Annotated in this window: 23 protein-coding genes; 10 read left to right on the top strand and 13 right to left on the bottom strand. The window is 65.4% G+C overall.

Annotation, left to right across the window (positions count from 1 at the left end):
* The first annotated feature begins 14 nt into the window (after positions 1 to 14).
* The 3 genes from A3CW_RS0115300 to A3CW_RS0115290 all read left to right on the top strand — a co-directional run bounded on the left by A3CW_RS0115300 (position 15) and on the right by A3CW_RS0115290 (position 3589).
* The gene (locus A3CW_RS0115300; RefSeq protein ID WP_028204359.1) at positions 15 to 803 is read left to right on the top strand and encodes an alpha/beta fold hydrolase; all 789 of its coding nucleotides are present in this window, start codon (positions 15 to 17) and stop codon (positions 801 to 803) included.
* A 150-nt stretch (positions 804 to 953) separates the two neighbouring features.
* On the top strand, positions 954 to 2144 hold the full coding sequence (locus A3CW_RS0115295) for an MFS transporter (RefSeq protein ID WP_028204358.1): 1191 nt from the start codon (positions 954 to 956) through the stop codon (positions 2142 to 2144).
* Between the two features lie 44 nt (positions 2145 to 2188).
* Positions 2189 to 3589 (top strand): amidase family protein, encoded by a 1401-nt coding sequence (locus tag A3CW_RS0115290; RefSeq protein ID WP_028204357.1) that lies wholly within the window; start codon positions 2189 to 2191, stop codon positions 3587 to 3589.
* Between the two features lie 12 nt (positions 3590 to 3601).
* Here the strand turns inward: A3CW_RS0115290 and A3CW_RS0115285 are convergent, their stop codons facing one another.
* Positions 3602 to 4048, bottom strand: a complete 447-nt coding sequence (locus A3CW_RS0115285; protein ID WP_028204356.1) for a winged helix-turn-helix transcriptional regulator — start codon at positions 4046 to 4048, stop codon at positions 3602 to 3604.
* A 119-nt stretch (positions 4049 to 4167) separates the two neighbouring features.
* Here A3CW_RS0115285 and A3CW_RS46385 point away from each other — a divergent pair, with 119 nt between their 5' ends.
* Entirely contained in the window at positions 4168 to 5427 is a 1260-nt protein-coding gene (locus A3CW_RS46385; protein WP_035513049.1) for an MFS transporter, read from the top strand.
* Between the two features lie 102 nt (positions 5428 to 5529).
* Here A3CW_RS46385 and A3CW_RS0115275 read toward each other — a convergent pair whose 3' ends face one another.
* Positions 5530 to 5916, bottom strand: a complete 387-nt coding sequence (locus tag A3CW_RS0115275; RefSeq protein WP_028204355.1) for an MAPEG family protein — start codon at positions 5914 to 5916, stop codon at positions 5530 to 5532.
* Positions 5917 to 6078: 162 nt separating this feature from the next.
* Here A3CW_RS0115275 and A3CW_RS0115270 point away from each other — a divergent pair, with 162 nt between their 5' ends.
* Positions 6079 to 6264: a nucleotidyl cyclase domain-containing protein gene (locus tag A3CW_RS0115270; protein WP_028204354.1), complete on the top strand. Its 186-nt coding sequence runs from the start codon at positions 6079 to 6081 to the stop codon at positions 6262 to 6264.
* A 334-nt stretch (positions 6265 to 6598) separates the two neighbouring features.
* Here the strand turns inward: A3CW_RS0115270 and A3CW_RS46380 are convergent, their stop codons facing one another.
* Together A3CW_RS46380 and A3CW_RS0115260 are read right to left on the bottom strand one after the other, a co-directional pair.
* Positions 6599 to 6952: a hypothetical protein gene (locus A3CW_RS46380; RefSeq protein ID WP_245623652.1), complete on the bottom strand. Its 354-nt coding sequence runs from the start codon at positions 6950 to 6952 to the stop codon at positions 6599 to 6601.
* A 53-nt stretch (positions 6953 to 7005) separates the two neighbouring features.
* A complete protein-coding gene (locus A3CW_RS0115260; RefSeq protein WP_245623651.1) occupies positions 7006 to 7572 on the bottom strand; it encodes a hypothetical protein in 567 nt (188 codons plus the stop codon).
* Between the two features lie 66 nt (positions 7573 to 7638).
* Between A3CW_RS0115260 and A3CW_RS0115255 the strand changes: the two genes are divergently transcribed.
* The 4 genes from A3CW_RS0115255 (at position 7639) to A3CW_RS0115240 (ending at position 9802) form a co-directional block, all read left to right on the top strand.
* Positions 7639 to 7959 carry a hypothetical protein gene (locus A3CW_RS0115255; RefSeq protein WP_245623650.1) on the top strand — a complete coding sequence of 107 codons (321 nt, stop codon included), beginning with the start codon at positions 7639 to 7641 and terminating at the stop codon, positions 7957 to 7959.
* A 204-nt stretch (positions 7960 to 8163) separates the two neighbouring features.
* A complete protein-coding gene (locus A3CW_RS0115250; protein WP_245623649.1) occupies positions 8164 to 8391 on the top strand; it encodes a hypothetical protein in 228 nt (75 codons plus the stop codon).
* Between the two features lies 1 nt (position 8392).
* Entirely contained in the window at positions 8393 to 9271 is an 879-nt protein-coding gene (locus tag A3CW_RS0115245) for a 4-hydroxy-tetrahydrodipicolinate synthase family protein (protein WP_028204350.1), read from the top strand.
* Positions 9272 to 9367: 96 nt separating this feature from the next.
* Complete coding sequence (locus A3CW_RS0115240) at positions 9368 to 9802, top strand: phosphate-starvation-inducible protein PsiE (protein ID WP_028204349.1); 435 nt, start codon at positions 9368 to 9370, stop codon at positions 9800 to 9802.
* Between the two features lie 29 nt (positions 9803 to 9831).
* Here A3CW_RS0115240 and A3CW_RS0115235 read toward each other — a convergent pair whose 3' ends face one another.
* The 6 genes from A3CW_RS0115235 to A3CW_RS0115210 all read right to left on the bottom strand — a co-directional run bounded on the left by A3CW_RS0115235 (position 9832) and on the right by A3CW_RS0115210 (position 15124).
* Entirely contained in the window at positions 9832 to 10647 is an 816-nt protein-coding gene (locus tag A3CW_RS0115235; protein WP_028204348.1) for an IclR family transcriptional regulator, read from the bottom strand.
* A 54-nt stretch (positions 10648 to 10701) separates the two neighbouring features.
* Positions 10702 to 11430 carry an SDR family NAD(P)-dependent oxidoreductase gene (locus A3CW_RS0115230; protein ID WP_028204347.1) on the bottom strand — a complete coding sequence of 243 codons (729 nt, stop codon included), beginning with the start codon at positions 11428 to 11430 and terminating at the stop codon, positions 10702 to 10704.
* 27 nt (positions 11431 to 11457) lie between these two features.
* Positions 11458 to 12759, bottom strand: coding sequence for an MFS transporter (locus A3CW_RS0115225; RefSeq protein ID WP_028204346.1), 1302 nt, complete (start codon positions 12757 to 12759; stop codon positions 11458 to 11460).
* A gap of 57 nt (positions 12760 to 12816) precedes the next feature.
* The gene (locus tag A3CW_RS0115220) at positions 12817 to 13554 is read right to left on the bottom strand and encodes an SDR family NAD(P)-dependent oxidoreductase (protein WP_028204345.1); all 738 of its coding nucleotides are present in this window, start codon (positions 13552 to 13554) and stop codon (positions 12817 to 12819) included.
* The gene (locus tag A3CW_RS0115215) at positions 13551 to 14072 is read right to left on the bottom strand and encodes a 2,4'-dihydroxyacetophenone dioxygenase family protein (RefSeq protein ID WP_028204344.1); all 522 of its coding nucleotides are present in this window, start codon (positions 14070 to 14072) and stop codon (positions 13551 to 13553) included. Before A3CW_RS0115215 ends, A3CW_RS0115220 begins: the two co-directional genes overlap by 4 nt.
* A gap of 116 nt (positions 14073 to 14188) precedes the next feature.
* Positions 14189 to 15124, bottom strand: a complete 936-nt coding sequence (locus tag A3CW_RS0115210) for a LysR family transcriptional regulator (protein ID WP_028204343.1) — start codon at positions 15122 to 15124, stop codon at positions 14189 to 14191.
* A gap of 174 nt (positions 15125 to 15298) precedes the next feature.
* Between A3CW_RS0115210 and A3CW_RS0115205 the strand changes: the two genes are divergently transcribed.
* The gene (locus A3CW_RS0115205) at positions 15299 to 16438 is read left to right on the top strand and encodes an iron-containing alcohol dehydrogenase (RefSeq protein ID WP_028204342.1); all 1140 of its coding nucleotides are present in this window, start codon (positions 15299 to 15301) and stop codon (positions 16436 to 16438) included.
* Positions 16439 to 16452: 14 nt separating this feature from the next.
* Here A3CW_RS0115205 and dkgB read toward each other — a convergent pair whose 3' ends face one another.
* From dkgB to A3CW_RS0115190, 3 genes are all read right to left on the bottom strand, one after another.
* Positions 16453 to 17259 carry a 2,5-didehydrogluconate reductase DkgB gene (gene dkgB, locus A3CW_RS0115200; protein ID WP_028204341.1) on the bottom strand — a complete coding sequence of 269 codons (807 nt, stop codon included), beginning with the start codon at positions 17257 to 17259 and terminating at the stop codon, positions 16453 to 16455.
* Between the two features lie 46 nt (positions 17260 to 17305).
* Positions 17306 to 18556: an MFS transporter gene (locus A3CW_RS46375; protein ID WP_081771675.1), complete on the bottom strand. Its 1251-nt coding sequence runs from the start codon at positions 18554 to 18556 to the stop codon at positions 17306 to 17308.
* 156 nt (positions 18557 to 18712) lie between these two features.
* Positions 18713 to 19627 (bottom strand): LysR family transcriptional regulator, encoded by a 915-nt coding sequence (locus A3CW_RS0115190; protein ID WP_028204340.1) that lies wholly within the window; start codon positions 19625 to 19627, stop codon positions 18713 to 18715.
* Positions 19628 to 19640: the final 13 nt, after the last annotated feature.

Genomic DNA, 19640 nt, shown 5'->3' with positions numbered 1-19640 from the left:
AAGAGAGAAAAACGATGGCTTCGATCAAGCAGATTTTCACGTCCGTGGCGCTCCTCGGCGGCCTCTTCGCGCTGCAAGCGGCGCACGCCGCGCCGCCGCAGGACCTGAAAGGCACCAACGTCGTGCTGGTGCACGGCGCGTTTGCCGACGGCTCCAGCTGGAGCCGCGTGATTCCGTTGCTCGAAGCGCGGGGCCTGCACGTCGTGGCCGTGCAGAACCCGCTCAGCTCGCTCGCCGACGACACGGCCGCAACGAAGCGCGTGATCGAGCAGCAGAAGGGCCCGGTGGTGCTGGTCGGCCACTCGTGGGCGGGTGTCGTGATCAGCGAAGCGGGCAACGACGAGAAGGTGAAGTCGCTCGTGTACGTGGCGGCCTTCGCGCCCGACAACGGCCAGTCGATCGCCGATATCACGCAGGGCCAGCCGGACGCGCCCTGGGCGAGCGAACTGCACAAAGATTCAGCGGGCTACCTGACGCTCTCCGACAAGGCGATTCGCCAGGACTTCGCGCCCGACCTGCCGCCCGTGCAGCAACGCATCGTGGCGGCCACGCAGGGCCCGTGGTTCAGCGGCGCGCTCTCACAGAAGGTCACGCAGGCCGCGTGGCATGACAAGCCTTCGTATTTCGTAGTGACGACGCGCGACCGCATGATCGACCCCGCGCTGCAGGAATCGATGGCGAAGCATATCGGCGCGAAGGTGACGCGCGTGAACGGCAGCCACGTTTCGATGCTGAGCCAGCCGAAGGCCGTGGCCGAGGCGATCATCGACGCGGCAGAGCACGCGCAGCAGGACGCCAGGTAACCGGCCCGCGCCGGCCGTGTGGGTGGAAGCGCTTCCACCCGCGCGGCCACGCAGCTGCCACCGACATCGAACCCGAGGAGCACCTGAATGCCGCGCTGGGTACAGGGACTGATAATCTGCAGACTTCCGTCATCGTCCGGAAGTCCCGCCGTGCGCCCATTCAGTGCCCTCATCATGCTCGTCGGCGTCCTGCTCGCATCGGCAGGCTATGGCGCGACGTTCCTGTTCTCCATGCGCGTGCACGCCATCGGCGGGAACGACATCAACACCGGCGTGGCGCTCGCGGGCGCGGCGCTCGGCACCTTCGTGGGCGTCTCGCTCACGGGCTGGGTTGCCCAGCATGTGGGCGCGGCGCGCATTGCCGCGCTCGCGGCGCTCTGCGTGGGCGCGGGCGTGGTGAGCTTCGCGCTCGTCGAGCACGTGAGCAGCTTCGACGTCGTGCCCGGCTTCCTCGTGGGCCTCGGCTGGGGCGCGTTCTGCCTCGCCGCGCCCATGGCGCTCGCCGAGCGCACGAACGACGCCGAGCGCGGCCTGTGGTTCCTCCGCTTCGCCACCATGCAGATGACGGGCATCGGCGGCAGTCCGGCGCTCGCGGGCTTTGCGATCCGCTTCTGGCGCATGCCGCTTGGCGGCGTGCTCTACACGATCGGCGGCCTGTGCGTGCTGGCGGCCGTCCTGCTCGAGCTGTTCGGCCGGCTCGCGCCGCAAGTGCGCTCCAGTACCGCGACGCAAGAACCGGCCTCGCCGGACCCGTGGCTGCTGAAGATGGGCAAGATCGCCCGCACGCGCGCGGTGTATCCCATCATCATCATCGCCCTGGGCGGCTGCGTGTTCTCGGGCCTCATGACGTTCCAGATGTCGCTCGTGCAAGGCACCGAGGCGAAAGCGACGACCTTCTTCAGCGTCTACACGGTGACGGTCATCGCCACGCGCTGGCTGCTCTCGCGCGTGGTCATCAAGATGCGCTCCGAAACCGCGACGAAAGTGCTGCTCATCATGATGGTGATGGGCAGCGCGGCGATGTTCGTCGTGCCGTTTCACGTGCTGTTCCAATCGGCGGCCGCGGTGCTGCTGGGCACCGGGTACGGGCTCGCTTACCCGATCGTCCAGCTCCAGGCCGTCAACGACTCCGTTGCCGCGCACCGCCGCGCCGCGCTCACGTGGTTCGTCGCGGCGTACTTCGTCGGTGCGTTCGGGTTCCCGAGCGTCGGCGGCTGGGTGCTGGTGCACGGCGGCCGCGCGGCGCTGCTCGCGCTCATCGCGGCGTGCGGACTCGCGGCGCTCGCGCTAGCGGTTCTGCGCGACCGGCGGCGTGTCGAGACGTTATCGGCCAGCGCCTGAACAGGCCCTGGCCATTCTCAATTGGCTAACGAACCGGAGGGATCGTGACTGAACTATGGCGTTTATCCGCAACTGAGCTCGCCAAGCGGGTTCGCGCGCGCGAGGTGTCTGCACGCGAGGCCGCGAAGGCCGCGCTGGAGCGTCTCGAAGCCGTCAATCCGCTCATCAACGCGGTGATCGACTACCGGCCCGAATGGGTCTTCGATCAAGCCGACAGGATCGACGCGGCGATAGCGCGCGGCGAAGACCCGGGGCCGCTCGCGGGCGTGCCCGTCACCACGAAGATCAACATCGACCAGGCGGGCTTTGCGACGACCAACGGCACGCGACTGCAAAAGGATCTGATCGCGCAGGTGAACAGCCCCGCTGTCGAAAACCTCGTGCGCGCGGGCGCCGTGCTGCTCGGCCGCACCAATTCGCCGACTTTCGCGCTGCGCTGGTTCACGAGCAACCAGGTCCACGGGCATACGAAGAACCCGCGCAATCCGTCGCTTACGCCGGGCGGCTCGAGCGGCGGCGCGGCGGCGGCGGTCACGGCCGGCATCGGGCATATCGCGCTCGGCACCGACATTGGCGGCTCGGTGCGCTACCCGGCCTATGCGTGCGGCGTGCATGGCCTGCGGCCCAGCATCGGGCGCGTGCCGGCGTTCAACGCGTCGTCGCCCGAGCGGCCGATCGGCGCGCAGATGATGTCGGGCGCTGGCCCGATGGCGCGCACGGTCGAGGACCTGCGCGTGGCGCTAGCGGCGCTTGCCGCGCCCGACCTGCGCGACCCCTGGTGGGCGCCGGCGCCGCTCATCGGGCCCGACGTGCCGCGCCGCGTGGCGCTCTGCCTGCGCCCGGGCGGCATGAGCATCACGAAGGAGGTGGAGGACGCCTTGCTCGACGCAGGCCGCCGACTCGCCGACGCGGGCTGGACGGTCGAACAGATCGACGACGTGCCGCTCCTGCGTGACGCCGGGGAAGTGCAGGAACGCCTGTGGCTCGGCGACGGCTTCCCGGCGCTCGCCGACGCCGTGGCGCGCGACGGCGACCCGGGCGCGCAGGCCGTGGTGGACGGCGTGCGGGCCAAGGTCGCGGCGATGCCCGAGAACGTGGTAGTCCCGTCGCTGGTGCGCCGCACGACGCTCACGCGCGCATGGCGCTTGTTCCTGGCGGATTATCCCGTGCTGCTGCTGCCGGTTTCGGGCGAACTGCCGTTCCCCGACAACCTCGACATGCAGGGCGCGGCGGGATTCCAGCGCGTGTGGGACGCCCAGCTGACCATGCGCGCATTGCCTGCGATGGGCCTGCCGGGACTCGTTGTTTCCACGGGCATGGTGAAGGACGTGCCGGTTGGCGTGCAGATCGTCGCCGGGCACTTCCGCGAAGACCTGTGTCTGCTGGCTGGCCAGGCCATCGAGGAACGCGGCGCGCCGCCTTCGCCCATCGACCCGGCCATGTAAGCCGGGCGGGCGTCATGCGGGCTTCTTGACCACGGTGTCGTGAGGGGTGAGCGCGTGCCCTTCGCGGGTCTGCGGAAACATCGAAAGCAACGGCTTGCCCGTTGCTTTGTCGATCAACCACGAATGCCGTTCGCCGCGCTCGAACAAATGACGCTCGCCCCACTGCTGAAGGGCGACGATCACGGGGAAGAGGCTTTCCCCTTTCTTCGTTAGCACGTACTCCTGATAGGTCGTGCCGTCGGAGGCAGGCCGCGTTTCGAGAATGCCGGCCTCGACGAGATGGCTCAAGCGGCCGGACAGAATATTGCGCGCCACGCCCAGATTGCGCTGAATGTCACCGAAGCGGTAGATGCCGTCGAAGATGTCGCGCAGGATCATCAGCGACCACCGGTCGCCGATCACGTCGACCGAGCGCGCGACGGGGCAGGTCTCCTTCTGCATGGATTTGCGGCTTGCCATGACGATTTCCTCTTTCCAGTCCATGTTGACGACGAAACGCGTACGCCTCACGTAGTTGCATTTTAAAACTGGTCGGCATACCATTCAATCAGTTTTGTTTTGAAACTGGATTGAAGATCATGGAAGCGGATCCCGTTGCGCTTGCACCGTCGGCCCGCGGCGCTCCTGTGCGGCCGCGCGCGCCGATGCCGCGCGGCCTCGTACTGCTGTTCGCCGCGGCCAGCGGCTTGAGCGTCGCCAATGTCTACTATGCTCAGCCCTTGCTGGACGCGTTGGCGCGCGATTTCGCCATTACCCGCGCCGCCGTTGGCGGCGTGGTCACGGCGACGCAGACCGGTTGCGCGCTGGCGTTGCTGCTGCTCGTGCCGTTGGGCGACAGGGTGGAGCGCCGCCGCCTGATGATCGCGCAATTGCTGGCGCTGGCGGGCGCGCTGGGCGTGGTCGGTCTCGCGCGGTCCGTAGCGATGCTGCTGGCCGGCATGCTGGGTGTGGGCATGCTGGGCACGGCCATGACGCAGGGGTTGATCGCCTATGCGGCCGCCGCCGCCGCGCCCGACGAGCGCGGGCGCGTGGTGGGCGCAGCGGGCAGTGGCGTGTTCATCGGCCTGCTACTGGCTCGCGTGTTCTCCGGCGGCGTGAGCGATCTTGCCGGTTGGCGCGGCGTGTATGGCTGTTCCGCCGCCATCATGCTTGCACTGGCCGTGCCGCTGTGGCGCCGGCTGCCGAAACTGCCGCGCGGCGCGCCCGCTACGATGAGCTATGGACAACTGATCATCTCGATGTTCGCGTTGCTGCGCTCGGATCGCGTGCTGCAGACGCGCGGCGTGCTTGCGCTGCTGATGTTCGCGACCCTCAATGTCTTCTGGAGCGCGTTGGTGCTGCCGTTGAGTGCGCCGCCCTACAATTATTCTCACACGGCGATCGGGGCCTTCGGCATAGCCGGGGCGGCGGGCGCGCTAGCGGCCGCGCGCGCCGGCCAATGGGCCGACCGTGGTTGGGGTCAGCGCACCAGTGCTGCCGCGCTGGCGCTGCTGTTGCTGGCGTGGTGGCCGCTCTCGATGCTGGGACATTCGCTAGGGATGCTGCTGGTCGGCATCGTGCTGCTCGATCTGGGCGGCCAGGCGTTGCACGTGACCAATCAAAGCCTGATTCTTCGCAGCAACGCGCAACTGCATAGCCGGCTCGTGAGCCTTTACATGCTGTTCTATGCGGTTGGCAGCGGGCTTGGCGCGATCGGCACGACGGCGACGTATGCCGCGGCGGGGTGGCAGGGTGTGTGTACGCTGGGCGCGGCTATGAGTCTGCTGGCACTCGCGTTTTGGGCCGCCACGGTGCGCAGCATGCCGCGCGCGGCCTCGTGCGCCTGCACATCGAATTGAAGCCTGAATGGAAACACGAACCGGGAGGTAGTGAACACCGACGATGACGTTGCGTGCACAGCGAAGGAGGCAGCATGGCCGCGGACGGCTCACGTCCTCGACTCAACGCAGCAATGCGAAACTCAGCGCGATGCCGGCGGCGTAAGTGCCGAGTGCGCCGAGAAATCGGGCGGGATTGGGCTTCGCCATTGAGGGAAACGCGATCAGCCCGACCACGAGAAGGCACCTGCAGACGGTCGCGGCCACGATCAGCGCGAGCGTGACAGGCGAGGGCGAGCGCGCGCCCAGATAGAGAAAAAGCATGGCCAGGAAGGGCACATATTCGGCAGTGTTCGCATGCGCGCGGATGCACTTGTGCAGCAGGCTAGCCGGGTCCGGCGCGCAGCCAGAGAGCGTGCCTTCGCGAAAGCGAAGCATGGAAATGGACGCGCCGAGGCCAAACAGCAAAAGACCCAGCACGGCCACACAGGCCAGCGCGATTCTGTCCATTAGAGGCTCCTTGGCGAAAGAAGGCGATGCGATTGCGGCGCGCGTTAGCCAACTTCCACGCGGTTGCGTCCGCTGTCCTTGGCCCGATAAAGCGCCACGTCCGCGGGCGGCGAAGAGTTCGTCGCAGCACTGCCTGAGTTCGATATCGAGCAGGCAACGGCCGTGGCCGAGGAATTGCGCCTCACCATCGAGCGGCAGGACTTCGAGCATAAGTTGCGACTGGGTAAGCCTGTCCCGCTTACGGTGAGCATTGGCGTCACCGAGCGCCTGCCGGGCGAGCATGACGTCGGTGCGATCGTCAAACGCGCGGCCATCGAGCCTCCGTTGCCAGGTTGCCCAATTCACTGACGATATCGTAGTCCGCATTGCGCGGCGCGGCAGCGTAATGTGCCCAACGGACGTTTCCGAACATACCGGTTCGCGGGCGCTACTCCGCGGCTCCAGGCGCTGGCCACCGTGCGCCGATGCCAGACGCGCTCGTCGAGCGATCGATGCAGCCGCGAACTCCAGCAGTACACCATTGTGGATCAGCAGTACCGGTACGCGGCGCAGAATATGGACTCGTATAACTCGGCCGCCGCGAGTCAGCGAAGGGCACGCGCTGCGGAGCTGCCGGTTTGCCGGTAACGCAGCGATGACGACGCGTTGATCTCGCGTGATCTCCCGTTGACGCTGGGCGCCGCTAGCGCGCCGCGACGATGCCTCCGTGCAGTTCCACATGCAGCACAACGAGCCACCGCGAAGGGCAGGCGCTCGCGACGCGCACGGCACGGCCAGGGCGAATCGCGGCCGGCTGCACGAAGCCCGACTCTCGCGCTCGCGACCACGCATGGCGCGCGTCGGAGCGTATCCAGACCGCAAGCAGCGTGCAGCACATGAAGCAGAAGAATGCCGTGAGTCCCAGCGCGAAATCGGGGTGATTCGAAAATGCGAAAAATGCGAACGCCGAAGTCAGAATGGGAGTGATCAGCAGAATCAACGCGCACACGCGCAGCAACGCGCGCTTTTGAGTACTGTTGGCGCGTGCGGCGTTCAAGGTGCGCCGAATCGGCGAAGAGATGTTACGCATGCGATGGGACCGATACGCCGTCAATGCAACAAGGTCACGGGCACGCTGCAAAGCCGTCTGAGCCTTGCGAGCATCATCCATTTGCGCAGAAAGCCGAGATGGCTTGCGTCCACGAGAACGATATCCGCGCCGCCACATTCCACGCACGCTGCAATGCTGCGCTCCGCGGGTCCGGGCGCGTGACGCAGCCGGTACGGCACGCCTGCGTCCTTGAGAATCGCGCAGGTGGCGTCGAGCATGTCGCGGCTGTGCCGTTGCCTGCGCTTGCGGGCGCCGTTGCTCGCCGCGGCTTGCTGCATCGTCTCCACGATCTCGACTTCCACCATGCCGCGTTCGGCGAAAAGAAACGCGCTGTGGCGTGCGGCTTCGGCTGCGCCGTGCCGGTCGATGACGGGAATGAGGAGTTTCAACACGAAATGGCCCGGGAAATTGCGGATCAGCATGATCGTAGCGAACGGCGCGTAAACAAGCCGTAAAAAATTGGCCGCCGGCGTGTAAATGCGGCGTTTGTTTACGGCATTTTTTCTTGTGCGACGAAGAACGCCACGCCTACACTGGCGCGTCGAATCCGCCGAGGGAATTGCCATGTTTTGCCACCCGCCGTTCAATCCTGTGTTTCCCCGTTGATCATGCCGATGCGCTTTCGAGGCTGGTTGAAGCTCGCGCTTCTCACGTTTTCCGTGGACCAGATACTGACCGCCGTGTTCGGCTACGTTACCCAGCAAATCGATCCGGGCATTTCGGACTTCGAGACGGTGATCTTCAGTTGCATTACGTGCCTGCTCGTCAGCAACTGGCTGGTGACCGATGCGCGCGCCGCGTGGGCTGCGGCAAAGAAGCAGGGATTCATTGGACCTGCGCGAACCGGTGGAGGTGCGCCCGAAGCGCAATTCGAAATTGCCAACGCGTGCCCGCGACGCTGGCTCGTCGTGCTGCATCTCGAGTTGAATCCCCAACTCGCACAAGGCATGTGAAATTTAGACACGACTCCCCGCTATTTTTAACACCGGTTTTACGCGTTCGGTAATACGCTGAAGTTGTGTTCACAACCTGCGAATAGCAATTCAAATCTCATGGCTTGCGCAAATCCCATCCCCCGTAACGAGATCGTGGCGCCGCGTGCGCGCCCGCTTGCAAAGGTCGTTCCGTTGCGGGCCCCGCGTGCCTGGCTCGAAGTCATGCTGACCGCAAATACCGAAGAAGCCGCGCGGGCGCATCTCGCGGCGCTGCTTCATTCGCCGCTCGGCGTCTACGTCGCGCAAACTGCCTTCGTGCGCGGCGCCATGCGTGTGCAACTCGATATCGCGCCCGAAGACATCGACTTCACGATGCATACGCTGATAGGCAGCGTGCCGCAGGCTACGATCGGCGCGTTGCGCCCGCGCATCGGCAACAAGGGGGCCTGATATGTTCGAGGGAATCTGGTTGCCGATCGTGACGCCGCTGCGTGACGGCGAAGTGGATGTCGAGGCGTTGGAACTCCTGACCGACAAATACGCGAGTGACGGCGTTGCCGGCATCGTCGCGCTCAGCACGACCGGCGAGTCGGCGCTCCTGAACGACGTGGAGCGCGTGACCGTGCTGCAAGCCATCACGGAGGTCGCAGCGGGGCGCGTGCCCGTGATCGCGGGCCTGGGCGGCAGCGACACGCGTGCGTTCGTGCAGGAGCTGCGCACGCTGGAAAGGTGGGACGTGGCGGGCTTTCTCGTTCCGCCGCCGTCGTATGTTTGCCCGGACCAGGCAGGGCTCGCATGGCACTTCGGGCAGATCGCGCGCGCCACGTCGAAGCCGCTGGTGCTCTACGACGTGCCGCATCGCACAGGCGTGTCGATCGAAGTCGAAACGGTGCGCGAACTGGCGGAAATCGACAATATCGTGGCGATCAAGGCTTGCGCGAGCGAGCGCTTCAACGCGCTGGGGCAACTGCCCATCTCGCTGCTTTGCGGCACCGACGAAGCGTTTCTGGAGTGTCTCGAAGCGGGCGCCGCGGGCGGCATACTCGCAAGCGCGCACATTTGCCCGGACTTGCTGCGCGATGTGCACGCGCTCGTGAAGGCGGGTTACGGCGAGGCGGCGGCCCGGCTTTTCGCGCGCTTCAAGGGCGTGCTGCGCCTGTTGTTCGCCGCGCCGAACCCAAGCGCGATCAAGGCCATGCTGGCGCTCGACGGGATCCTGTCGCACGAAACGCGTATGCCGATCCGGCCGGCTTCGCCCGCGCTCGTCACGCAACTGGAATTCGCCCGCGCCGTGCTCGACGACCTGCGCGCCGCCGCGCCTTCGCCCTGATTTCCCTTCGCGCTCGCGCGGATTTTTTTTCGCGTTTTCGAACTTTCATCTTGTCGCGCTACTATCCCCCTACCGTGTCATGGGGAAACCGCGAAGATGAAGTACGAGAACGCTCTGCAGCGAGCGATCAAGGAGCGCCTCGAGCGCGCCATGGAATTGGCCGAATTGTTCGGCCTGTTGATCATCGGCATTGGCACCGTGGCCGCCATGGGCGTGCTGATCTGGCATATGGTGCATTCGGACGGCGTGACGCTGACCGACCTGCTGCTGATGTTTCTCTACCTCGAGATCTTCGCCATGGTCGGGCAGTATCTCAAGGCGGGGCAGCTGCCGGTGCGCTTCCCGCTCTACATCGCCATGGTGTCGATTGCGCGGGACCTCATCCTGCGCGCGGGCGCGAACACGGAGCTGCATTTGCTGGCTTCCGCGGGCGCGATCGTGCTGATCGCGCTGGGCGTGCTGATCATCCGCTTCGGGCAGGCGAAATATCCCAGCAACACCGATGAGCGGCGCGTGGAAGAGGCGAAGTAGGCCAGCCCTGCTGACGTAGTGCCGTTGAGTTATCGCACGCAAACCGGCCCGAGCCGCGCGGCAATGGTGCGGCACGCGGCGAGCAGGGGTTCGATGTAACTGCGCTGCGCGTCCGCCTGGCGGCGGAACATCGGCATGCTGACGCTCACGCAGCCCACTGCGTGGCCGTCGGCGCCGAGAATCGCCGCGCCGTAACACCAGATCGACTGCTCGTTTTCTTCGCGGTCTTCCGCGTAGCCGCGTTGCGCCGTGAGTTCGATCTCGTCGCGGATCGCGCCGAGGTCGGTCATCGTATGCTCGGTGAAGCGCACGCGCGGCGCCTGCGCCAGCAAGGGCTCGCGCTCGTCCGGCGTGAGCGTGGCGAGCCAGGCTTTGCCGACCGAACTCGACGTGAGCGCCACGCGCGTGCCGATACGCGAGGCCATGCGCACGGCGTGCGGACTTTCGAGCTTTTCGATGTACACCATGGCGCCGTCGCTGGGCACGGCGAGGTGCACCGTTTCCGAGGTGGTGTTGCGCAGTTCCATGAGCGCGTCGACGGCGGCGATGCGCAGGTCGGAACGCTCCCAGCTGCGGCTCGCGAGATTCACGAGACGCGGCCCGAGCGCGAACGTGTTGCCGCCACCCACCGCCGCGACGAGCCCTTCGGCCTGCAGCGCGGCGACGATGCGATGCACGGTCGGGCGCGGATAACCGCTCGCGGCCACGAGCTTCGCGATGTTCGGCGGCGTGCTGGCGTCGGCGATGAGCTGCAGCACGGCGATGAACTTCGAAAAGGCGGCCGTGCCGGCAACGCTCTTGGCGTCGCCGGGTTGGGAGGTGGCGGGGGAATCAGTGGTCGACATCGGCAAGCTTGCGGGCACCCTGTGTGGCGCCATTATGCCCGCAATTCCAGCGGATCAGGCGCACAGATAGCCGCCGTCCACGGGTACGATCGCGCCCGTCATGAACGAAGCGGCGGGGGAGCAGAGAAACGCGGCCACGTTCGCGACTTCTTCGGGCTGCCCCCAGCGCTTCATCGGCGTGCGCTCGAGTATGTCCTGCGAGCGGCCACCGTCGTCCTGCAGCGCCTGGGTGAGGGGCGTCGCGATCCAGCCGGGCGCGAGCGCATTCACGCGGATATGGTCGGGCGCATAGGCAATGGCGAGCGAGCGCGTGAGCTGCGCCACGCCGCCCTTGCTGGTGCTATAGGCGGGCACGAGGCCGCCGCCGAAAAAGCTCAGCATCGAAGCCGTGTTGACGATGCAGCCCGAAGAAGCCTTGAGCAGCTCGCGCGCGCTCGAACACACACGCATGGTGCCGTTGAGATTGATGTCGAGCACGCGCTCGAACGCCTCGATCTGGTGCTCGTCGCCGCGGCTGATCACACCCGCGCAGTTCACGACGATATCGAGCCGCTCGAAGCCGTTAATCAGTCGCGCCACGTCTTCGCTCGAACGCACGTCGAGCGAGACGCGTTGCACGCCGGTATCGAGTACGTCCGGCGTGCCGGCGGGAGGCGGCAGTCCGGCGGCTGTGGTACGTGCACCGAGTTGCGCGAGGCGGTTGGCAATGGCCGCGCCGATGCCGGAGTGGCCGCCCGTGACGAGCGCGACCTTGCCCGCGAGAAAGTTGTCCTTGAATGTCATGATGCGTAGTGCGAATGAAGGGGGGAATCAGGTGGGTTGGGTAGCTGCCGCCCGGCGCTCGCCTACAGGAGCGACTTCCCTGACGACGAAGAGATAGACGAACGCGGCGGCAAACGCCACCGCTGCGCTAATGAGCAGGGCGTTCACGAACGAATGCGTCTGGTCGACCACGATGCCGGTGATGACCGGCGCAAACGAGCCGCCGAAATAGCCGCCGAAGTTCTGCATGCTGCCAAGCGATGCCACGAGATGGCGCGGGGCCGCCACGCTCACGAGCGCCCAGGCCGCGCCGCTCGACATGTTCACGAAGAACATCGCCACGGAAACATAGGTAATGGCGAGCGCGGTGCTAGGCGTGTAGGCAGCGGGCACGGTGAACGCCGCCGCGCCGATCAGCCCGACGCACAGTGGCCACTTGCGGCTGCGGATGGGCGCCATGCCGCGCTTGAGCAGGTAATCGGAGATAAAGCCGCTGCTGGCCATGCCGATCGTGCCGAACACATAGGGAATGGCAACGAGCCAGCCCGTATGCGCGATGGAGATATGGCGCTCCTTCTCCAGATAGCCGGGCAGCCACGTGAGATAGAGCCACACCATGTAGATCACGCCCATGAAGCCAAAGATCATGCCCCACGTGTTGCGCTGCTTGAGCAGCGCGCCCCATTCGGCGAAGCTCAGCGCGCTCTTTTTCGGTGCTTCAGTGGCGCCGTCTTCGAGCCATGCGGTTTCTTCGGTCGTGAGCGTGACCTGATCGCGGTTGCGATAGACGACATACCAGCCGAGCGAGACGAGCACACCCAGCACGCCCATGATGATGAACATCGGGCGCCAGCCGAACGTGAGCATCAGCACGGTGAGGAGCGGCGGTGCGATCATCGGTGCGATGGTCGAGGAGGAGACGAACGTACCGGTTGGCGCACCGCGTTCGCGCACGGCGAACCATTCATGAATGACCTTGGCGCCCGCGGGAAAGAGCGGCGCTTCGGCGATGCCCAGCACCACGCGCGCCGCCAGAAAATGATTGAGCGTTTGAATGAAGCCGCCCGTGACCTGCGCAACCGACCACACCAGCATGCCGAGTCCGAGCATCACGCGCGAGCCGAAACGGTCGAGCATCGCGCCCACCGGCAATTGCGCGAACGCATAGGCAAGCGAGAACGCCGAAAGCAGCAAGCCCATTTGCGATGCGTTCAGATGCAGTTCCTCCGCCACCGAATGATTGGCGATGGAAAGCGTGCTGCGGTCCAGATAGTTCACGATGCCCGCTATCGTCAGAAAGGCGATGGCTATTGTCTGTGTGCGTTTAAGCCGTTGCGATTTTTTGGTCATGGGTCGTCTCCTTGTGGCTGTTATCGTGCGTGTGTTCTGGTTTGGGCGGTTCGGGCGTCAGTACGTGGCGCGGCCGCCGGAAAGGTCGAATATCGCGCCGGTGCTGAACGTACAGGAATCCGAACAAAGCCATAGCGCGAGGTCGGCGACTTCGTCCACGGTGCCGAGACGCCCGAGCGGGCTTTTGTCGATCATCGTCTGCACGTGGGCGGGCGACATCTGCGCGAGCAGCGGCGTTTCCACGGCAGCGGGCGCAATGGCATTGACGAGAATGCCCGTTTGCGCGAGTTCCTTGCCAAGCGATTTGGTGAGCGCGATCACGCCGGCCTTCGCCGCGCTGTAGGCGGACGCGTTCGGCGTGCCCTCCTTGCCCGCGAGCGACGCCACGTTGACGATGCGCCCCGAACCCGCGCGGCGCATGGTGGGCACCACGAAGCGGCAAACGTGATAGGTGCCCACCAGATTGACGTCGACAATGCGTTGCCATTCGGCGGGATCGTAGGCGTCGAGTGCAACGGTCGAGCCAGCGAAACCCGCGTTGTTCACGAGGTAGTCGATGCGCCCGAATTCCGCGAGCGTCGCTGCCAGCGCCGCTTCGATCGTCTCGGGGCGCGTGACGTCGGCTTCGATGTGACGGGGCGCATCATGCGTGTCCAGCGAGCCGGGAACGCGGTCCCAGTTGACTGTGCGCGCCCCGCCGCGCGCGAACGCGTTGCAGATCGCGCGGCCTATGCCGCCCGCCGCACCGGTCACGACGGCCACGCGCCCCGCGAAATCGTACTGGGCTCGGCTCATCGGATGAACTGGTCCACGTAGTCCTCGCCAAGACCCACCGCCGCGTAATGCTTGCGGCACAGGTCGATCTTCGTGAACACGTCCTCATAGCCCGTGTAGTCGCCCCACGGATCGCAATAGAACATCACGCCGTTGACCTGGAAGTAGGTGATCATTTCCTCGACGTCTTCCGGTACGTACAGCGTGTGCGTTTCGCCGGGCGGCTCGAACACGTAGCTGCCTTCGGTCGCTTCCCAGTCGTGCTCCAGATAGCGCCAGCGGCCCTTGAGCACCATGCCGTGAACGGCCTGCGGATGCCGATGCCTGCTCAGGACACCTGATTTACGGACGCGCAGCAAATTCATCCAGTAGCCCTGTGCCGTGTTCAGACACAGCGGGCGGAACCACACGTTCTCGGCCTGGGGCACCCACACGCGCTCGTCGGTGGGAATGGCGTGGGGAATGACGATTTCCTGCTGCGCTTCCTTGGGGAATGGAAGCTGATACGGCGTCATGAGGGAATAGGGCTTGTCCGTCATCGGTTGCTCTCGTTTTGTCCACAATATGGACGTTAAGTCCACGATATGGTTCATTGTGCGGGAGGCATTTGATGTAGGTCAATGCCAGGGTTTCTCCGGGTTCGGTTGCGACGCACTCAGAATTCGATGCCCTGCTTGTCGCACAGCGCTTCGATGAGCAGCCGCGCCGCGGGCGCGAGCGGCGCACCTTCGCGCGTGACCAGCTCATACGGTTCGCTTCGGGAAGCGAGGCGCAGCGGCAGGATGCAGGCCATCTGCTGGCTGGCGAAGAACTGCGCGACGTCGATGGACACCAGCGCGACGAACGACGGATTGCCTTGCAGCAGCGCGAGCGTGGCGAACGCGGAGGTCGTTTCGAGCAGATGCATCGGAAAGCGCAGTTCGGCCTCGCGAAACTCGCGTTCGAGCAGCAGACGCATCGGCATGTTCGCGCGGTAGACCACCCAGCGGTACTTCTCCATGTCCTTGAGCGTGAGCTTCTTCGCGCGGTGCAGCGGATGCCGCACGTTGGCGATCACGGCGAGCGTTTCGTCCTGCAGCTTGACGCTCTCGTAGTGCTGCGGCGTCTGGCTGACCGTGGTGCGGCAGATCGCCAGATCGAGCCTGCCCGCATCGATCTGGCTCAGGAGCGCAGCGCTCGTGTCTTCGACGATTTCAACCGACATTTCCGGATGCGCCGCGATCAGCGTGGAAATCGCATCGGTCAGCAGCGGCACCGCGCCCATGATGACCCCCACCGCTACGCGTCCGCCACGGCCGCGCGAGAGTCCGACAAGCGCCTCGCGCAAATGCGTGAGATCGGTGTGGATCAGGCGCGCGTAGCGGATCGCGCAGTGTCCGGCCTCGGTGGGCTCGAGACCTCGATTGGTGCGATTGAAGAGCGCGGTGCCAAATGTCGTTTCGATCTCCTGCAATGCCTTGCTGGCGCCGGGCTGCGTGAGTGCGACCTGTTGTGCGGCCTTCAGCAGCGAGCCGTGATCGCCCAGCGCGATCAAAAGCCGGAGCTGCTTCACATGGAGGCGGGAGATGATCGAATTGAGCGACGGGGTCATGGGGTTGAGGAAAAGTTATAGCTGTATCAAATCTTCTCAATTACCGCGTAATGGGCGTCTCCCTATACTGGCCCAAAACAATAGCACTATGCGGCTGAAATGCGGTAGTCGAATTGCAGTTGTCAGCGATTGTTGCCGCAACGGTCGAATTCACTATAACTGAAGCTCAATCCTATGTCCCTCATCAACTACGTCACGCAGATCCAGTTCGATTTTGGCGCCATTCGTTTGCTCAAGAACGAATGCGAACGTGTGGGCATCAGCCGGCCGTTGATCGTCACGGACAAGGGCGTGCGTGCGGCGGGGGTCCTCGATAGCGTGCTTGGCGCGCTGGCAGGCGTTGCGCCCGCAACGATCTACGACGGCACCCCGTCCAATCCGAACGAAGCGGCGGTGCGCGAGGCCGTGGCGGCCTACCGTGCGGGCGAGTGCGACGGCATCGTCGCCGTTGGCGGCGGTTCGGCAATCGACCTCGCCAAAGGCGTCGCCGTTTGCGCAACGCACGAAGGACCGCTGCAGCGCTTCGCCGTAATCGAAGGCGGCGCGGCGAACATCACGGCGAAGACGGCCCCGGTGATCGCCGTGCCGACGACTGCGGGCACCGGCAGCGAGGTAGGGCGCGGCGCGATTCTGATTCTCGACGATGGCCGCAAGGTCGGTGTGATCTCGCCTTACGTCGTGCCGCGTGTGGCGATTTGCGATCCCGAACTGACGCTGGGCCTGCCGCGCGTTTTGACGGCGGCGACGGGCATGGATGCCATCGCACATTGCATGGAGACCTTCCTCGCGCCCGCCTTCAATCCGCCCGCGGACGGCATTGCGCTGGATGGTTTGTGGCGCGCGTGGCGTCATATCGAGCGCGCGACGCGCGATGGCGGCGACCGCGTGGCGCGGCTGAACATGATGAGCGCGTCGATGCAGGGCGCGCTTGCGTTCCAGAAGGGTCTGGGTTGCGTGCACAGCCTGAGCCATTCGCTAGGCGGCATCAATCCGCGTCTGCATCATGGCACGCTGAACGCCATCTTTCTGCCGGCGGTGCTGCGGTTCAACGAAGAGGCGCCTTCGGTGCGAGAGGAAGGCAAGCTCGACCGCCTGGCGACGGCAATGGGGCTGGGCAGCGGCGCCGAAGTGGCGCCTGCCGTGCGCACGATGACCGAGCGCCTTGGCCTGCCGACGGGCCTCGCGCAGCTTGGCGTGAGCGCTGATATGTTCCCCGAGATCATCAAGGGCGCGCTCAAGGATCACAGCCACAAGACCAATCCGCGCGAGGCCTCCGAAGACGATTACCGCGCCATGCTCGAGTCGTCGATGTAGCGCGGCACGGCGCTTTAATCCCACTGCGGGGCGAGGCCAGCGGGGCTCACTTCACGGCCGTTGCGTTCGAGCGCGGCGATCTGCGCCATGTCGTCGTCCGTGAGTTCCAGCGTTTGCGCGAGCAGGTTGCTGGCCAGGTTCTCGCGCTTCGTCGAAGAGGGAATGACGGAGTAGCCCAGACGCAGCGCCCAGGCGAGCGCCACCTGCGCGGGCGTGGCGTGGCGCCGTTCGGCAATCGCGCCGATGACCGGATCGCCGAGCACCTTGCCGTAGGCGAGCGTCATGTACGACGTCAGGTGAATGCCTTCCTGCTGCAGGAAGGCAACGAGCTTGCGGTTCTGCAAATACGGGCTCAATTCGATCTGGTTGGTGGCGATGTTGTCCTTGCCGACCACCGCGATTGCCTGCTTCGTCAGTTCGATATTGAAATTGGAAATGCCGATCTGTCCGGTCAGCCCTTGCGATTTCGCCTCGGCCAGCGCGCTCATGAATTCTTCGAGCGGCACGCCGTTGTTGGGCGCGGGCCAGTGAATCAGCGTGAGATCGACGGCGTCGATGCGCAGCTTCTTCAGGCTGTCCTTCAAGCTCGGCACCAGCTTTTCACGCGAGTAGTTGTCGACCCAGATCTTGGTCGTGAGAAAGAGATCGTCGCGCGCCATGCCGGAAGCGGCGATCGCTTCGCCGACCTCGGCTTCGTTGCCGTAGATCTGCGCGGTGTCGATGGCGCGGTAGCCGGCTTCGAGGCCGTTACGCACGGAGTCGATGACCACCTGGCCTTGCAGGCGGAATGTGCCGAGGCCGAATGCGGGAATCCTGGTCATGTTGCTCTCCAAAAAAAATGATTGGGTTACCTAAGCGAATAGTGATTTAGCGCGAGCGACGGTTCATGACAATCTGGACGATGACGAGCGCAACGCCGCCAAGCGCGATGAGCGCCCCGACGATCGGCACCGCGCCGTAGCCGAGACCGGCCGAGAGTGCAGCGCTGCCCGCGGTGGCGCCCAGCGCGTTGCCGAGATTGAACGCGCCGACATTGACGGACGAGGCGAGCCCCGGCGCATCGTGGGCGGCGCGCATCACGCGCATCTGCAGCGGGGGGACCACCGCGAAGGTCGCGATGCCCCACACGAGCAGGGCAGCCGCCGCGCCTACATGCGTCGCGGCCAGCGCCGGAAACGCGAGCATCACCACGATCAGCAGCGCGAGGAAACCCAGCAGCGTGCCGTCGAGCGAGCGGTCGGCGAGACGGCCACCCACCGCGTTGCCGATCGAAAAGCCCACGCCGATCAGCACGAGCATGGCGGTCACGAAGCCGGGCGTCGCGCTCGTGAGATGCGTGAGCGTGGGCGTGACATAGGTGTAGAGCGTGAACATCGCGCCTGCGCCGAGCACCGTGGTCGCGAGCGCGCCCAGCACCACCGGGCGCGTGAGCACGCTGAGTTCGGCGCGCAGGTTGGGCATTTCGCCCTCCTCGCCTTTCGGCAGCGCGGCCCACAAGCCCGCGATGGCGAGCGCGCCGAGCCCGGCGGTGGCGGCGAACGACATGCGCCAGCCTATCGTCTCGCCGAGCCAAGTGGCCGCGGGCACGCCGCCGATGTTCGCGATGGTGAGTCCCATGAACATCGTCGCGACGGCGCTTGCCTGGCGCTCGCGCGGCACGAAGCTCGCGGCGACCACCGAGCCGATGCCGAAGAACGCGCCGTGATTCAGGCTCGTGACGAGGCGCGCGAGCAGCAGCGTGGTGTAGTCGGGGGCGATGGCGGAAAGCAGGTTGCCGAGCGTGAAGATGCCCATCAGCGCCATCAGCGCGGTGCGCCGCGGCCAGCGGGCGAGGGCAAGCGTCATGAGCGGCGCGCCCACCATCACGCCGATGGCATAGGCGCTGATCAGCATGCCGGCGCTGGGGATCGACACGCGCACGCCCTCGGCGATCACGGGCAAAAGGCCCATCGGCGAGAATTCGGTCGTGCCGATACCGAATGCCCCAACGGCTAGCGCGAGGAGCGGCAGGGCGGCGCCACGCTGCGCAGGCGGATTGGCGGGATGCTGCTGGCGGGCCGGGCGGGCCGGGCGGGCCGGGCGGCCCGTGGCGGGTAGACTGAGGTCGCGGTCGAGCATGGCATCGTGCCTGGTTGGGCACTGGCTGGTTGGGACCGCTGCATTGTGCGGGTTTTACTTTTGACGAAAAACGGGCCTATAGACCAAAGTGTTTTGATTTCGAGTCAAGAATGAAGGCCACTTAGCCCGATGCGCTCCCGTGAATGGCGTCAAGCGTTATCGCGGCTTCAAAACCGTCGTCATATATTCGATGGCGAATTCGATCAATGCCTGCACGCGCAGCGGCAGCCGCCTTTGCACGGGATAGACGATTTGCGCGGCGAGCGGTTTCGCCTGCCATTTCGGCAAGACGCGCACGAGGCGGCCCGACACCAGATCCTCCTCGATCAGCCATTCCGGCAACACGGCCAGGCCCAGCCCCATGCGCGCGGCCTCGCGCATGCTCGTCACCCCTTCCGAGATCATCACGGGCTCGATCTGCAACGTATGCGTCGTTGCGCCCGAATACAGCGTGACATCCCTCGAACCGCCGAATTGCCGGCTCGAAAGTGCGATCCACGGTAAGGCCTGGAGACTTTCCGGCTTGCTCGCGAACTTGTGATCCTTGAGGAAGGCGGGCGAGGCAACCGGATAGCGGCGGATCTCGCCCAGCGAGCGCGCCACGACGCGATCGTCAGTGAGCGCCCCGGCGACGATACCGGCGTCGCAGCCCTCTTCGATCATGTGCAGCGGGCGGTTCGAATAGGCCAGCTCCATTCTCACTGCCGGGTGTGCCTGGATAAAACTGCTGATCATGCGGCTCACCACGGACTGGCCGAAGTCGATCGTGGAGAACACCCGGATATTGCCGCTCAGCGCGCTCTGGTCGCGCCGCATGCGCTGCGCGGACTCCTCGGCTAGCGCGAGCAGCGCCTGGGCGTCGGCAAGGAACTGGTGGCCGGTTTCCGTGAGGCTCATGCGGTGCGTATCGCGCCGCAGCAGCGCCGCGCCGCATTGATCTTCGAGCGAACGCAACTGGCGGCTCAGCGTGGGCTGGCTCAGGTTCAGCTTGCGCGCCGCCGCGGAGATGCTGCCGCTCTCCACGATGGCAACGAAGGCCTGCAGCAGGCTCAGGTCGTTGAAGATGGTCATACGCGGGAAGCAT

Origin of the sequence: Paraburkholderia nodosa DSM 21604 (assembly GCF_000519185.1) — a bacterium.
GTDB lineage: Bacteria > Pseudomonadota > Gammaproteobacteria > Burkholderiales > Burkholderiaceae > Paraburkholderia > Paraburkholderia nodosa.
The sequence above is the reverse complement of the archived record's forward strand: the minus strand, read 5'-3'. Positions and strand labels throughout refer to the sequence as shown.